A 15,455-nucleotide genomic window follows, 5' to 3' on the forward strand; every position below is an offset into this window, starting at 1 on the left:
CATCCGGCCATGATTTCATGGCGTTTCAGAACAGGTCGGGATTGGGGATGATCCATCGTGGTGGTTTCCAGATTCAGAAAGCAGCTCTTCATGGCTGGCGTAGATAACCGTGCGACCCGCCAGGAAGGGGCTATGGATGATGCGGTTCCGGCTGATCCAATCCAGGTTGGAAAGGGCTTCGTCCAGCAGCAGCAGGGGTCGATCCGAGGCGAGAATGGCGGTGATTGCCACCAGTTGGCGTTGCCCTCCCGAGAGGTTCTCGCCTCCGCTGGCCACCATGGTCTGATACCCCATGGGGAGGGTGCCCACCCAGGCATCCAGTCCCGTCTGCTTGGCCACTTTCATGAGATGGGACTGGTTTGCCCCGGCCGAGAAAAGTTTCAGATTTTCAAGAATGGATCCGCTGCTTAACCCCGGAAACTGGGGGAGGAAGGCCGTGAGGGACGAGGCGGAAAAAGTATCCAGTCCGCCAATGCTGATGTTCCCTGCTTCGGGTGCGTAGAGTCCGGCCAGCAGTTTCAACAGAGTGCTCTTGCCCGAACCTGACGCCCCCTTCACCTGATGGAAGGTGCCTGGTTGTACCAAAAGCCTGGCGCCCTGCAGCACCCAGGGGGCTTCGGGGGCATATCGGAACCAGACCTCATCCGCCTTGATGGGGCCGCTCAAATCCTTGGGGCCCCGACGGGGCAGCTTGGGCGACCGCGTCTCCGCAAAGGTTTCTTGCACGGCCTCAAGTTGCGGTCGCAGAGCCAGGAAGGTGACACCGGTTTGTGCCAGGGCCAGGAGGGCCGCGGTGAAGGCACCGCTGAGCTGCACAAATACCAGCAAACTTCCCAGGCTGAGTTCCCCGGCCAGCACCCTTTGGCCACCCCAGATCAGAACCCCTGCCAGAAGCCCCTCATTGAGCAGGATGTTGCCTCCCTCAGTCCAAAGGCCGTGACGTTCCCGCCTTAGGCCGTGGTGGAGCTGAAGGCGCAACCGCTTCGCCCAGCGTTTGAAGGCCCAGGATTGGCTGGCGGTGGCCTTGAGGGTGGTGGCGCCTGTCAGGAGTTCCAACAGGGCGCTGTTTTCGGCCTGGGCGGCTTTCACTTCCTGCTGTTGTTCTCGGGCCTGCAGGAAGCCCACGCCGAAGGCGAGAGCGCTGATCGCCATCGCTCCCGCCAGGACCACCGCAGCGGGACCAGGCATGACCAGGGCCATGTAGGCGAGGTAGAACACCGCTGCCACACCACTGAACAGGGCTCCGAGCCCCTGATCCAACAGCAGTGAACGCGCCCGGCGGAGGCCGCTGAAGGTCTGAAGCAACTGCCCCAGGGTTTTTGATTGAAGGTATTTGAATGGCAGTGCCAGCAGGTGTTCGCAGAGCCCTTTTTCGAGAGTGGCTTCAAACGGCGTGGTGAAGGCCAGCAGGCTGACCTCTCGAAGCCAACCGACCCAGGCTTGGAAAAGCGATGCCAACAGCAGGCCCAGGCAAAGGATCGACAACAGGCTCGGCACTCCCCTTGAAAGGGATAGATCCACGAGTTTCCCCGTGAGCCAGGGCGGGAGCAGCGCCAACCCCTGGCCCACCAGCGTGATCATGGCCACTTGCCCGAGCACGCGGCGGTGCCGCGGCAGCAGGTTTCCCATGCGTGACCAAAGGCTGCCAGTGGGGGCCAAGGGCTCTGAGATGTCGATGGCGGGACCAGCCAAGTCCTGGCTCAGCCTCCCCAGCGGCGCGAGCTGCAGGCCTCCCATGCCCTGTTCCACAAGGTAGCCCCGGGCCACCCGCTTCCTGAGGAGAATCCAGCTGCCGTTGGTGAGCTGGGCGAGGGTGGGCAGCTCCAGGTGATGCAGGTCCTGCTCCTGGATGGTGATGCCCCGGGCCTCGAAGCCCCTGACCTGGAGCTCCTGGACCAGGTTTTCGAGGCTGAACTCCCAGAGCAGCGTTTCCTCGAGAGCCTGCAGCGATACCTCGATGCCCTTGAGCGAGAGCAGCCGCCAGAGGGCCAGGTTGCCGGGGATTCCCACCAGGGGCATCCGTTCAGACACGGTTTTCCTCCCGGGCCAGGACCACGTCCCGGAGCACCCCGGGCTGCGCGCACAGCGCCTCGAAGGTGCCTTGCTGGACGATGGCGCCATCCTGCATGGCCAGGATGCGGTCCGCATCCTTCAGGGTTTCCAGGCGGTGGGCGATGACGATGCGGGTGCAGCCCAGCTTGGCCAGGTTGGCATGCACCAGGGCTTCGGTCTCGAGGTCCAGGGAACTGGTGGCTTCATCCAGGAGCAGGATGGCCGGCTGGCTGGCGATGGCGCGGGCCAGGCAGAGGCGCTGGCGCTCTCCGCCGCTCAAGGTGCGGCCGTTCTCGCCAAGCCGGGTCTTGTACCCCGCAGGCAAGCGCTTGATGACCTCGTGAACCTGGGCCAGGCCCGCAGCCCAGCGGATGCGCTCCATGGGCATGTTGGGATCGCGGAGGCTCAGGTTCGCCCGGACCATATCGTCGAACAGAAAGGAATCCTGCAGTACCACCCCCAACTGGCTTCGCAGTTTCGAGAGGTCCAGCTGCCTGAGGTCCCATCCGTCGAAGGTGATGCGTCCTGCCGTGGGCAGCAGCATGCCCATGAGCAGCCGGGCCAGGGTGCTTTTCCCAGCCCCGCTGCGGCCCACCAGGGCGATCTTTTCTCCGGGGCGGATGGCGAGGTTGATGTCCTTGAGAATCCAGGGTGATCCCTCGGCATAACGGAAAGAAACACCCTCCAGGGTGATGGCGCCACAGAGTTGGCCTGGGTCCTGGGTTCCAGACGTTTCCTGGGCGTGCTCCAGCACATCGTCCAACCGTGCCAGATGGCTGCCGAGGAACTGGAGGTCGGTCAAAGCCCCCAGCAGGGATTCCAGGGGCCCCAGGAAGAGGGCCTGCAGGGAAAGGAAGGCCGTGAATACCCCTAGGGTCATGCGCTCGTCCAGAACCTCCCTGCCGCCCACCCAGAACACCGCCACGGTGGCCATTCCCTGGAGCAAGGTCATGAACTGGTGCGCCGCGATGCGGATCTTCTGGCGTTCCATGGCCACGTTCAGGCGGCGCACCATGCGCGGTGTCCACCGCGAGAGGACCTGCTCCTGGGAGGATGTGGCCTTCATCGTCTCGATGCCGACCAGGGCCTCCACCAGGATGGATTGCTCCTGACCGATGACGGTCAGTTCGTTGGCCATCAGCTGCTCATTCTGCCGGCGCAGGAGAACAAGCAGGGCGACCCGGAGGCTCGCCAGCAGAAGCACGATGGCCCCCAGGCGCCAGTGGTAGGCGAGCATCAGGGCGGCGTACCCCAGCAGCAGGAAGGCGTCCAGGAGGGAGGACACGGTCCGCGACGACAGCAGGTCGCGGATCTGGGTGTTGCTTTCGACCCGGTTCACCAGATCGCCTGGCCGGCGCTGAAGGAAGAAGCCCAGGGGGAGCCGCACCAGATGCTCCACGAAGCCTTCCATGAGGCGGGCATCCATGGCGTTCTGCACGCCCTGCAGCACAAAGCTGCGCAGCACCGAGATCAGGGCCTTGGCCACCACCGCGCCCCCCAACCCCAGGGCCAGTCCCCAAAGCCAGGGCAGGTACTTCGGCATGATCACGAAATCCACCAACAGCTGGTTGCCCAGGGGGAAGACCATGCCCACCACCTGGAGCATCAGCGAGGCCGCCAGCATCTGCGCGAGGGAAGGGCGCATGTCACGGATCAAGCCCAGGTACCGCCTCAGGCTGGGAAAGCGCCTTGGGCGCAGGGCAAAGCCATCGTCCGGGGCGAACGCGAGGGCCACGCCCGTGAAGCGCAGGCCCAGATCGGATTGACTGATGAACCGCCTTCCTTCGGCCGGATCGACAATCCTCACGCCCTTGGAGGTGAGTTTCTCCAGCACGACGAAGTGGCGGAACTCCCAATGGAGGATGGCGGGAAGGGGGAGGTCGCCCAGGTGCTCCAGCTCCACTTTGACGGCCTCCGCCTCCAGCCCGTAGGCCCGCGCAGCCTCCAGCAGGCTTGCGGCGTTGGCACCATCCCGGGAGACCTTGCAAGCCTCGCGCACTTCCGGGAGGGGGGCGTGGTGGCCCCAATGGGCCAGGATCATGGCCAGGCAGGCAGCTCCGCATTCGACCATCTCCATCTGCGGGATGTAGGGCACACGGTCGTAGGCCACGGGCTACTCCAGCCAGCGGCGGAGCGGATCCAGCGCCAGCGTGATGATCGATTGGCGTTTCAAAGTGAACCGGACCTGAAGCAGCATGTTCGGCCGCAGGGTCACATGCGAGAGGCGTTTGGGGCGATCCGGGAGGATCTCGATCTCCACGCGGAAGGAAGGCACCTCGAGTTTGGCTTCCTCCCCGAGAACCTCCCGGATCTCGTAGGGGGAAACCAGGTCGTTGCCGATGCGGGAGACTCGCCCTTTCAGGGTGCCGTGCTGGGCGAAGGGATAGGCTTCCAGCTCCAGGTTCACCAGGCTTCCGGGCCGCACGTAAGGCCGATCCTTTTCGGCGAGAAAGGCCACCGCCTGCAGCGTTGAATCCTCGGGGATGAGCTTGGCCAGGGTCTGGCCGGCTTGCACCACATCTCCGGGTCGGGCCACCAGCGCCTCCAGGAAACCGTCCACCGGGGCGAGGATCTCTGTTTGGCGAAGGGTGGCATCCAGGGCATCCCGCTTGGATTGAATCCCACTCATCTCCTGGGAATGCTGCCAAAGCTGGCGCTGTCTCGCGCTTTCCAGGGCGCTCAGTTCTTGCATGATCTGCACCAGCTGCTGTTCGGCGGCTTCCTGCTGGCGCAGCCCGGCATTGAGGGCATCCTTGGCTTCCGCGACGTCGCTCTGGGAGGTGTAACCCTCTTTGAGGAGCCTCTCGGACTTCTGGGCTTTTCCGCGCAGGTGCTCGACCGAACTCCGGAAGCTGGCGATCTGGGCCTTCTGCTTGGCAATCTTGCTCTGGATGGCCTGGATCTGATCCTGGGTCAGCTTCTCTTCGCGGGCTGTGAATCCCTGGCCTTCTGACCGCAGCAACTGCAGCTGGCGATCCGTTTCGATGAGGGTGCTCTGCAGTTGTGCGGCCTCGATGCGGGCGACGGGCTGACCCTGGCGCAACCGGTCGCCGCTGTGGCCATAGAGCTTGCTTACCACCCCTGCGACTTGGGCCTGCAGCTGCCTGACGCCGGCGGCGGGCTGGAGGATGCCGTGGCTCGTTGAGATCATCTCCACTTTCCCGAAGATGCTGACGGCGATGGAGGAGGCCACGAGGGCCGCCATGACCCAGAGCAGGGACCAGGTCCACGGGGGAGACACCCGGAGTGGCTCCCGGACGTCCTCTTCCTGAAACAGGTGTTCCAGGGCTTCTTTACGGAAGAGGGATTCCTTCGGGCCTTGGTTCGGGTCCAAAACGGGCTCCGTGAAACGCTTGAGGATTGAGGCTCAGGCCGATAGGACGTCGGGACGGTTATTGGCTGACCGAGCTAAACGGGATTCGTACAGTCGCTCAAGAAAGTCGTAGAGGACGAATTCCTGGGCCCTCTGGGAAGAGCGGAAGAGGCGGTTGAGATGCATGTGGATGTAACTCCGGACGAGGGCCTCCAGAGGCTGAGTCAGGCGGCCTTCGGTTTCCTTCTGCCGGAGGCGTTGAAAGCATTCAGAGGTGCTCTGGTTGAAACGGTTCAGGAGCGCCAGACCAGGCCTGAGGTCGTCCAAAGGTTCCGCTTCCGCGAACAACCAGGCATCCATCTCCTTCCGCCACTGCCTGAACCGTTCCCCCAATTTCACATCCAGTCCACGCTTTGACTGGAACTCCTGAGCAAAGGCGATCCGCGCCTTCCGGACGATGTCAAGCCTGGCAGGGAGGTCGAACCCCAAACCAGACAGGAGGCCATCCATGGCTTTCAAGCCAAGGCGCCAGCGGTGGGCTCCGCCAGCGTCTCCCGGGTAGGTCTGCACGAGGCCCAGCACCAGCTCGCTGTCGTGCCAGAAGAAATCCTCGGCCAGTTGGAGTCCCTCCACGCCGCCGTACCGTTCCAGTTCAGGCTCATACGTATCCGATTGCAGTTTCCAGCACCATCCATCGGCCATCAGGGGTGCCAGCATCGCGTGGGCCCGAGGAAGCAACTCCTCCATCAGGCCCTTGGGGTTTCCATGGAATCGCAACCTCAAGTGGTTCCCGGGGTCGCCGTAGCGCAGAAAGAACCAGCGGTCCCATAGGCCCCGGGTCTCCTCGAGAAGAGGCACCAGACCTTGGATCAGGATCTGGTCGGCGGTGCTGGAACCGGCATATAGCTTGAGGTAGAGCCACTCGGATCCCGGCGCGAAGTGCCGAACAGGGGCGTCGGCGTCTGGCACGAGCTTGGCCCAGGCCGCTTCTGGGTTGCGGCTCCGGAGCGGCTGTGGTTCGGGCGACCTGGTGTAGGAGATGACCAACTCGTGGGTATGGCGTCCTTCTGGACTCTCGGCCAAGAGTTCCTGCGGGGAGGGATAGAACTCCTGCAGTTGGAACCCTGGACGTTTGGCCACCAATCGCAGCAGCGTTTCCACCCATGGCGCGTGGTCCAGGTCTGCGAGAAGTTCGTTGTCGCCATCGGCCAACACCACGAAGCGGGGCAGGTTCCGACTTGTCCGGAAGGATTGGAATCGCAGGTACGCCTCGGATCCTGTGGTATCGAGGATGGCCTTGATCTCCTTGCCTTCGATATTCCACCGCGCCTTGGCCAGGATGTGGCGTCCCCTGCGCACTCGCGGCAGGTAAGGCAGGTCCGAAAGGCAGCCCCAGTCCCATCCCGCGAACGAGCCGTCCTGATCCTGCAGGCGACCCAGGAAGCGATAGACGCTCAGGCCTCGGGAGTAGCTGTGAGCCGACGTCAGCCGGGGGATGACCTCGCAGCCAAGCTGTCTGGACCGGAGGGCCACGCGAGAGCCCACCACGGAGACCAGAAGATCCTGCATGGGGATCTGGCAGGAGGGCTGAGCACCACCTGCGCCCAGAAAGGGAATCTCATGGTCCCGCAGCAGAGGGCGGCACAGGACATTGCCCATGCGCCCTTCGGGCAGGTGGACTACCTCCGCGTAGATGGCTTCCGGTCGGAATTTTGCCTCAGCCTCCAGATGCGCTTTCACCTGGGCTTCGAGCTGAGGGTCACCATGGCAGAAGCGCCCGAGGAGCCGGGCCCCGGAGGGGCCGGAATAATTCCCCAGGATGAACTGGTAATCGCCAGCGTCCACAGCCTCGGCCGAGGCCGCCACCAGGGTGGCCATGGCGGCAAAGGCATCAGGCAGGGCTGGTGGGGCGGGATTTTCCAGTGCCTTGAGATCCTCATCGGTGAGCTCCCACTCAAGAGCCTTGCCGAGTGCCAATAGGCGTTTCGAAAGGAAGGCATCTCGCGGCGTGAAGCGCGGGTAGTCGGGCTCACCCGTGGCGGGGAAGGGCAGGCCCTCCAGCAGGGGGGTTGCCTCCATTGCCACAGAGCCACTGGACTCAAATCCAATGCCGGTCTCCTCGTCCAAGGCCTCCAGAAGCGGCACCCAGCGGGCCTCGTAGCGTTCGTGGAAAGCGCTTCTGAAGGCCTTCATGGGGTCGGAGGTCCGGGAGCCGAGACGGTGCAGGAGGGCGATGCCATCGTCCAGATCCTTTCGGACGCGCGAGCTCAGTCGGGCTTCTGGTGCAGGTCGGTTGAGATCTACCTGGAAGAGGTGTTTGAGATTGATCTTGACCGGCAAGGATTCAAGATCCTTCGCCAAGGCGCGGTAGGCCTTTGGGGAATGGCCAAGCCCGGCCTCATCGATGCTCAGAAGGGCATCCCGGATGGAGGCCAGCTTCTCTCCGAGCCGGCGGGTTTCCTCCTGCGAGGCCAACTGGGCGATCACACCGTGGATCGGTTCTTGGCCGGTGACAGCCGGGTACAGATTCGAGACCAGCACCTGGCTGTCGATGAGTTCATGGATGAACGCGCCGGCATCCTGCTCATCCACCTCTTCTTCGAGCATCAGGGAATGCGCGAGAGCAGCCATGGAGGTACCGTCAGCGGCGAGTTTCAGCACCGCTGCCAGGTAGTCGGGGCACTCCAGGGCCACCAGATGGTAATTCCGGCCCCGTTCCGCACCGAGGCGGGCTTCGGCGTAGCGGAGTCGCCCGGCTGCCTTGTAGAGGCTGCTGTTGGGGCGATAGGTGAGGGTTCTTCGAACTGCTGGGTCTTTCTCGAGGGCCTCCACGAGCGCGCACAGGTAGTCCATATCCAGTCGAGTCCGGCGCGCGCACTGAGCCAGACCTTCCACCCTGAGATGGGTATCCTCACCCCAGCTGCCTGTGGAACAGGCCGCGAATAGGCCAAAGGGCGTCGGGCGGGAGGCCATACGGCTCAGATAGCGGATCAGGCTCTGTTCCAGGCGGCTGCGCTTGTCATCGGCGAGTGCGCCTTGCAGCCAGGGGTCGATCAGTTCGTCCAGGTCGGGAGAGGCCAGGAACAGGGCATCCCGAACTTCCGGCCGAAGGACGCTCTCTCTCAGGTGCTGACGCAGGCCCTCGCGGTCGGCCTGGAGGGCCGCTTCCAATTCGCCCCAGGTCGCCCCGGGAGCGCGGAGATCCTTGGACCAGCTGGACAGGACATCGAAGGGAAGGGTGGGTGTGCGAAACGCGAAGCGGGGATCGGAGTGAAAGGGATGCGCCATGGCTGTCGTATGGTCGTTCAGCGGGTGGGGACAAGGGAGGGCGTGCTGATCAGCAGAAAGCGGTCCCAGGACAAGTCGGCGCCTTCCAGGAGGGACAGCAGGGCCAGGGCCACGCCCGCCGCGCCTTCCAGCAGGCCGGGGTCGGGGTGGCGATCCTGAGCGAGTGAGGGCGAGGTGGCGGGATCCGCGGGGCGGTAATGGTGGAACCCCGCGAAGCCTGTTCCGGGCTGGTGGGAATCCAGCACATGTTTGAGGTAGACCTGGCCCGCAGCCAGGAAAGCCAGATCGCCCGTGGCCTGGTGCAGGCGGTTGAAGATGTGAAGGTTCCCCGCGCTCCCGTGACAGAGCGACACATCCATCACGCCAGAGCGCTCGATGGGGCGGGAGGCAGCGAGTCGCGCCAGATTCAGCGCCAAGGCTTCCCAACGGACGTTTCCGACCAGTTGGGCGGTGTTCAGTAGGGCGATGGAAGCGCCCAGGTCTCCGTAGCACCAGGCAATGCGGTTGGAGGCCTGCGGAGCCCGGTCCATTTCGACTGGGCACCAGCCTGCGAGGTAGGCGCCACCGTCGGGATCCTGCAGCTGGGTTTTCAGCCAGGCCATCCCTGCCGTGAGAAGCCGTCCAGACCTCTTCGGGGCGATCCCGGCAGCGGCCATGGCCGCCAGCAGATGGAGCACACCAGGAATGCCGTGGGCCAATCCCAGATTCAGGTAACCCTGAGGGGCCTGCTCGCATTGCCATGACGGCAGGCGCTCCGGCGGAGTGATCCAGGCAAGGCCGGGCCCCCGGGGCGTGGCCTTGGCTTCGAGCCGGTCCAACACCTTCTCCAGAATCTTCCGCCCCGATGGTCTAGGCAGCCGCTCCAGGCCGTACACCCCCCAGCCCACCAGGCCGGAGATGAGATCGTATTCCTCGGTCCATCGGCCCGACGCAAGGTGTTCCAGGAGGATGTCATCCATGTCGGCGTTGGGATCGTCCTCGGTCTCCATGAATACGTGCCGATTCAGGTGCTCCAAACACCAGCCAATGCCCAGGTAGCCCCCATAGAGCGTTGGCGTCGGGGATTCCTCCACCTTGTCAATGGCCAGGGCCAGGAGATCATGGGCCCGTTGCCGCATGTCCTCGAAGCCGACGCGCCGCGATAGGTGCCCCAGGAGGAGGGCTGCGCCTGAAAGGCCTGAAGCCAGGCTCGGCCCCATCTGATCCCGGGCCTCCCACAGGGCTTCGGCGACCGACTCCACCAGGCCGAGGATGCGCGCGTGTTGGGCCGAGGACGTGGCGATGGTCAGGCGTTTCGTGGGCTGTGGGGAGATGACTGTCACGTTCGCATCCTTGGCGATGAGGTGGGACTCGCGTCCCTTGGGCAACCACGCATCGCCCGGGAACCTGCAGGGCGGCTTGGGTGCACAAGGGGGGTTCAAGGACTTTGAAGCCGACTCCAGCCCTGGACCTAGATCCACTTTGAAGATTTCCGAGTGGTCCACCTGAGGATGGCGGTCTTCGCCCCTCAGCGGTCGAACAGTCCCGGCTCCCGCACCACCTGAGGTTCGGGGGTTGTGAAGGGGGCATCGCATGGCTTCACCAGAGCCCCGGCACGGAGGCCCAGCAGGCGGATTTTTCGATCCAGGGGCACGCGCCTCAGGCAGGTTCGCGCGGCATCCCGAAGGGCTTCCGCATTCGCAATGGGCAGGGCCAGGGTGTGATCGCGGGTGATGGTGGAGAAATCTTCGTAGCGGAGTTTGATGCCGATGCACCCGGCCACATAACCCTTCCGGCCGAGGTCCTGGGCAAGGCGTTCACAGAGATCCAGGAGGATGCGGGTGAGGGCATCCCGATCCTGCTTCGGGTGAAGATCCCGCTCGAAGGTGGTTTCACGGCTGATGGATTTCGGTTCGCGGAAAGTGGTCAACGGTCGCTCGTCGCGGCCGTGGGCAGCTTCGTGCAGCCAGGCGCCGTAGCTTCGGCCGAAATGCTCCACCAGCCAGGTGCGATCCGCCGCAGCCAGCTCGCCGATGGTGCGGATGCCCAAGCCCTCCAGCTTCGCGGTGGCCTTGGGGCCGATGCCGTTCAGGGCTGAACAGCGCAGGGGCCAGATTCGGCTGGGGATGTCATCCAGGCCCAGAAGGGTGATGCCATCGGGTTTCTGGAGCTCGGATGCGAGTTTGGATAACAGCTTGTTGGGGGTGATGCCGATGGAGCAAGTCAGGCCCGTGGCCTCCCGCACCGCAGCCTTCAGCCGAAGGGCCAGTTCCCGGGATTCACCGGGCACCTCCGTCAGATCGATGTAGATCTCGTCGATGCCCCGATCCTCGATGCAGGGTGCGAGTTCCGCCACGGCGGCCTTGAACGCCCGCGACACCCGGCTGTAGGCCTCGAAGTGCGCGGGCAGGAGGATGGCCTCTGGGGCCAAAGCCGCCGCCTTCATCAGGCCCATGCCGGAGCGCACCCCGAAGGCCCGGGCCTCGTAGGTGGCCGTGGTGGCCACACCGCGGCCCACATAGTGCTTGAGCTTGGGGAAGGCTGCGCCCGCTTCCACCGCGCTCGCACGCCGCCCTCCCACTACCACCGGGAGCCCCTTCAGTTCTGGATGCTCCAGCAGTTCCACCGAGGCGAAGAAGGCATCCATGTCCAGATGGGCAATGCGGCGAGGTGAGGCGGAGGTGGACTCCATGCGAGGATCCTTGCGGGAATCCAGGGTAACGAAAAATAATCGAATCGGCCAGTTGGGTGTGAGTCTCTGCGTTGGTTTGAACCGCCCAGAGCTGCATGCACGCACATGGGGATGAATGCGTGCAGGTTCAGCGGAGTTGCTCCGGTCTGTGGGTTTAATACCGAGGATGTCCCTTCTGCAGTTGCTGCACCGCCGCCACCAGCGCATCCAGATCGCTCCGGGTGTTGTACAGGGCAAGGGAAGGACGGACGGAGGCCTCCAACCCAAATCGCCGCAGGGCGGGCTGCGCGCAGTGGTGGCCCGAGCGCACGGCGATGCCTTCCCGGTTCAAGGCGGCCCCCACCTCTTCGGGGCGATGCCCTTCGAGGACGAAGGACAGGACGCCCGCCTTCTCCCGGGCGGTGCCGATGATCCGCAGGCCCGGAATCCGGCTGAGCGCTTCGGTGCCGTAGACGAGCAACTCGTGTTCATGGCGCTGGACATTCTCGAGGCCGAGACGGCTGAGGTAGTCCAGCGCCGCGCCCAGCCCCACGGCGTCGGCGATGTTCCCGGTGCCGGCCTCAAAGCGTGCGGGAGCCGCGTGATACACGGTGCGCTCGAAGGTCACGTCTGCGATCATGTTGCCGCCGCCCTGCCAGGGCGGCGTGGCGTTCAGGATCTCCGAGCGTCCGTAGAGCACGCCGATCCCCGTGGGGCCGAAGACCTTGTGCCCTGAGAAGACGTAGAAATCGGCATCGATGTCCTGCACGTCGGCCTGCAGGTGCGAGACGGCCTGGGCGCCGTCCACCAGAACCTTGGCGCCATGCCGGTGGGCCAGGGCAGTCAGATCCTTCACGGGGTTGATGGTGCCAAGCGCGTTGGAGACATGGGTGAGGGACACCAGGCGGGTGCGGCTGTTGAGCAGCTTCTCGTATTCCTCAAGGATGACTTCGCCGCGCTCATCGATGGGAGCCACGCGCAGCCTGGCCCCCTTTTCGGCCGCCAGCTGCTGCCAGGGGACGATGTTGGAATGGTGCTCCAGCCAGGTGATGACGATCTCATCGCCGGGGCCGATGAAGCGTCGCCCCCAGCTTTGAGCCACCAGGTTGATGGCCTCGGTGGCGCCCCGCACGAAGACGATGTCTTGAACGGAAGGCGCGTTGAGGAAGCGCCGCACCTTCTCGCGGGCCCCCTCGTAGGCATCCGTGGACCGCGCCGCCAGGTCATGGGCGGCTCGGTGGATGTTGGAGTTCTCATGCCGGTAGAAGGCCGCGATGCGATCAATGACGGCGTTGGGTTTCTGGGTGGTGGCGGCGTTGTCGAGCCAGACCAGCGGCTTGCCATGGATGCGCTCCGCCAGGATGGGGAAGTCGCGGCGGACCGTGTGGACATCGAAGGGACCCGGGGCCGGATCGAGGGAAGGCACCAACTCGGGCTGGAACGTATCCAAGCCGAAGGGCGCGGGGGCTTGGTTCCAGGGCGATCCTGTCGCTGCCGCCGGGGCCGGCTCCAGGAAGTAGTAGTCAGGGGTCGGGGCGCCGGGTTCGGAAGGGGGCAACTGAGGTGCGGGATTCGGCGGCGGATCCCTGAACAGGTCGTTGGCGAGCTGGGTGAGAAGCCCGGCATCGATGGCATCCGGCCCGGCTGACAGGCCGCTCGTCCCGCTGAGTGGATGCTGCGGAAGGAGGCTGGAATGGGTCATTTGGGCCACACGTAGTCGTGGTAGGCATCGATCTCGACGTTCTCCAGCACGCCCAGCGCATCCTCGGTGAGCACGGCCGCCGAGCAGTAGAGGGAGACCAGATAGGAGGCGATGGCGGTGGCGTCGATGCCCATGTAGCGCACCGACAGACCGGGGGCCTGCTCGCCGGGCAGCCCGCCCTGGAAGAGCCCCACCACGCCCTGCTTGGCTTCGCCGGTGCGGATCAGGAGGATGCTGGATTTCGCGCTGCCCTTGGCGCCGCTGATGGGAAGCTTGTCGCTGGGCACCAGGGGGACGCCGCGCCAGGTGAGGAAGGGGTTGCCGAAGATCGTCACCGTCGGCGGCGGAACGCCCCGGCGGGTGCATTCCCGGCCAAAGGCCGCGATGGTGCGGGGGTGGGCGAGGAAGAAGGCCGGTTCCTTCCAGACCTTCGCCAGCAACTCATCCAGATCATCGGGAGTGGGTGGGCCCTTGCGGGTGGGAATGCGGAAGGCGGGCGCGGCGTTCTTCAGCAGTCCGTAGTCCTGGTTGTTGATGAGTTCGTATTCCTGCTTTTCCTTGAGGTGTTCCACCACCAGCCGGAGCTGTTCCTTGAGTTGGTCATGGGGATGGTTGTACAGATCGGTGATGCGGGTGTGGACGCCCACCACCGACTTGATGGAGCTGAGCACGTATTCCCGGGGCTTTTCCACGTAGTCCAGGTACGAGGTCGGAAGCTCCTGCTCCGCCTTGCTGGTGCAGACCACCGCCACCGCGGTGTCACTGTTCTTGGTCTGGTTCACACGGTAGACGCCCGCCTCGACCGGCACCCAGGACAGGAAGCGGGGCAGCCAGCGGGGCGTGATGATCGAGGTTTGCGCGACGGTTTTCTGGGCGTTGGCCAGTTGCCTCGCGCCGGCATCGCCGAGCACTCGACGGGGGGTTGGGTCGGACATGGGGGCTCCTCGTGGGATGGGGCGGCAAGGGGCCGCCTGGGGGGTGGAAGGTGGTGCCGGAATCAGTAGCGGGGCAGGGAGTGGTCGATGCGTTCGGCCCAGGCATCCACGCCACCGGCGAGCACCTGGAGGTGGCCGAATCCCGCCTTCCGCAGCAGCCGGTAGGCCTCCAGGCTGCGTCCGCTCCTGTGGCAGTGGAGGGTGTAGCTGTTGGCGGAATCCAGTTCGTGCAGGCGCGCGGGAAGCTGGCTCAAGGGATAGCGGATGGCCCCGGGGATGCCGACGATCTGGGCCTCGTGGTCTTCGCGGACATCGAGCAAAGCCAACGTCTCTCCGCTTTGGCGGCGTGCATGGAATTCCTCCACCGTGACCGTGGGGATGCCTTGGCCATCTCCCTCGGGTTCGGCTCCCCGGACCTGGCAGAAGGCTTCGTAATCCACCAGGGCCGTGATGCTGGGGGAAGGCCCGCAGACGGCGCAGTGGGGATCCTTGCGCACCGAGAGTTCGCGGAACTGGAAATCCAGGGCGTCAAACCAGGACAGGCGGCCCACCAACGGCTCACCCACGCCAAGGATGAGCTTGAGGACTTCCAGGGCCTGCAGGGAACCGATGATGCCCGGGAGCACCCCGAGCACGCCGCCTTCCGCACAGGAGGGCACCAGGCCCGGAGGCGGCGGCTCAGGGAAAAGACAGCGGTAACAGGGGCCACGGCTGGCATCAAACACGCTCACCTGGCCCTCGAAGCGGAAGATGCTGGCGTAGACATTGGGCTTGCCGGAGAGCACGCAGGCATCGTTCACCAGGTACCGGGTGGGAAAGTTGTCGGTGCCGTCGGCGATGATGTCGTAGCCCTCGAACAGCTCCAGGGCGTTCCAGCTGGCCAGTTGCAGGGAGTGCGTGACGACCTCGATCTCGGGATTGAGGTCCGTGAGCCGCTCCTTGGCGGCATCCAGCTTGGGCCGCCCCACATCCGCGGTGGAATAGAGCACCTGCCGCTGGAGGTTGGTGAGATCCAGGGTGTCGAAATCCACCAGTCCGATGGTGCCCACCCCCGCGGCGGCCAGGTAGAGGGCCAGCGGCGAACCCAGTCCCCCCGCGCCGATGCAGAGCACCTTCGCGCCCTTGAGGCGCTTCTGCCCTTCCAGGGTGACCTCCGGCATGATCAGGTGGCGGCTGTAGCGGAGGATCTCCTCGCGGGAGAAGCGGACCTCCGGGGCCCCACCCGCGATGGCGGGAACGATGGTGAGAACGTCGCCGTCCTTGAGACTCACTTCCTGGAGGGAAGGGGCCAGCACGCGCACGTTCTGATCCTCCAGGTAGAGGTTCACGAAGCTGCGAAGGGCGCCTTGTTCATCCAGCAGCTGGCTGGCTAGATCGGGGCTCAGGGCCGCCAGCGCGGCGATGGCTTCTTGGGCGGTGCTGGCCTCGACCTGCACGCGTTTGGCGCCATCGACATAGCGTCGGAGCGGGGTGGGAATCAGGATGGATACAGCCATGGATGGCCTCCGGGAAAAG

The 15,455-nt window shown here is 64.7% G+C and carries 9 protein-coding genes; all 9 read right to left on the reverse strand.

Features of this window, described 5'->3' with window-relative positions; all coding sequences use genetic code 11:
- Positions 1–15 precede the first annotated feature (15 nt).
- Positions 16–2,031 carry a peptidase domain-containing ABC transporter gene (locus Q9293_RS09065; RefSeq protein WP_306252244.1) on the reverse strand — a complete coding sequence of 672 codons (2,016 nt, stop codon included), beginning with the start codon at positions 2,029–2,031 and terminating at the stop codon, positions 16–18.
- Positions 2,024–4,162 carry a peptidase domain-containing ABC transporter gene (locus tag Q9293_RS09070; RefSeq protein WP_306252246.1) on the reverse strand — a complete coding sequence of 713 codons (2,139 nt, stop codon included), beginning with the start codon at positions 4,160–4,162 and terminating at the stop codon, positions 2,024–2,026. The genes Q9293_RS09065 and Q9293_RS09070 overlap by 8 nt, the downstream gene beginning before the upstream one ends.
- A gap of 3 nt (positions 4,163–4,165) precedes the next feature.
- Positions 4,166–5,386, reverse strand: coding sequence for an HlyD family secretion protein (locus Q9293_RS09075; RefSeq protein ID WP_306252248.1), 1,221 nt, complete (start codon positions 5,384–5,386; stop codon positions 4,166–4,168).
- A gap of 33 nt (positions 5,387–5,419) precedes the next feature.
- Positions 5,420–8,653: a lantibiotic dehydratase gene (locus Q9293_RS09080; protein WP_306252250.1), complete on the reverse strand. Its 3,234-nt coding sequence runs from the start codon at positions 8,651–8,653 to the stop codon at positions 5,420–5,422.
- A 17-nt stretch (positions 8,654–8,670) separates the two neighbouring features.
- Positions 8,671–9,975, reverse strand: a complete 1,305-nt coding sequence (locus Q9293_RS09085; protein ID WP_306252252.1) for a lanthionine synthetase C family protein — start codon at positions 9,973–9,975, stop codon at positions 8,671–8,673.
- 185 nt (positions 9,976–10,160) lie between these two features.
- On the reverse strand, positions 10,161–11,324 hold the full coding sequence (dinB, locus tag Q9293_RS09090) for a DNA polymerase IV (protein WP_306252254.1): 1,164 nt from the start codon (positions 11,322–11,324) through the stop codon (positions 10,161–10,163).
- Between the two features lie 154 nt (positions 11,325–11,478).
- Positions 11,479–13,005: a family 2A encapsulin nanocompartment cargo protein cysteine desulfurase gene (locus Q9293_RS09095; protein WP_306252256.1), complete on the reverse strand. Its 1,527-nt coding sequence runs from the start codon at positions 13,003–13,005 to the stop codon at positions 11,479–11,481.
- Positions 13,002–13,940, reverse strand: coding sequence for a family 2A encapsulin nanocompartment shell protein (locus Q9293_RS09100; protein ID WP_306252258.1), 939 nt, complete (start codon positions 13,938–13,940; stop codon positions 13,002–13,004). Before Q9293_RS09100 ends, Q9293_RS09095 begins: the two co-directional genes overlap by 4 nt.
- Before the next feature lie 62 nt (positions 13,941–14,002).
- The gene (moeB, locus tag Q9293_RS09105; protein ID WP_306252261.1) at positions 14,003–15,436 is read right to left on the reverse strand and encodes a molybdopterin-synthase adenylyltransferase MoeB; all 1,434 of its coding nucleotides are present in this window, start codon (positions 15,434–15,436) and stop codon (positions 14,003–14,005) included.
- Positions 15,437–15,455 lie beyond the last annotated feature (19 nt).

Source organism: Geothrix sp. PMB-07, assembly GCF_030758935.1.
Classification (GTDB): domain Bacteria; phylum Acidobacteriota; class Holophagae; order Holophagales; family Holophagaceae; genus Geothrix.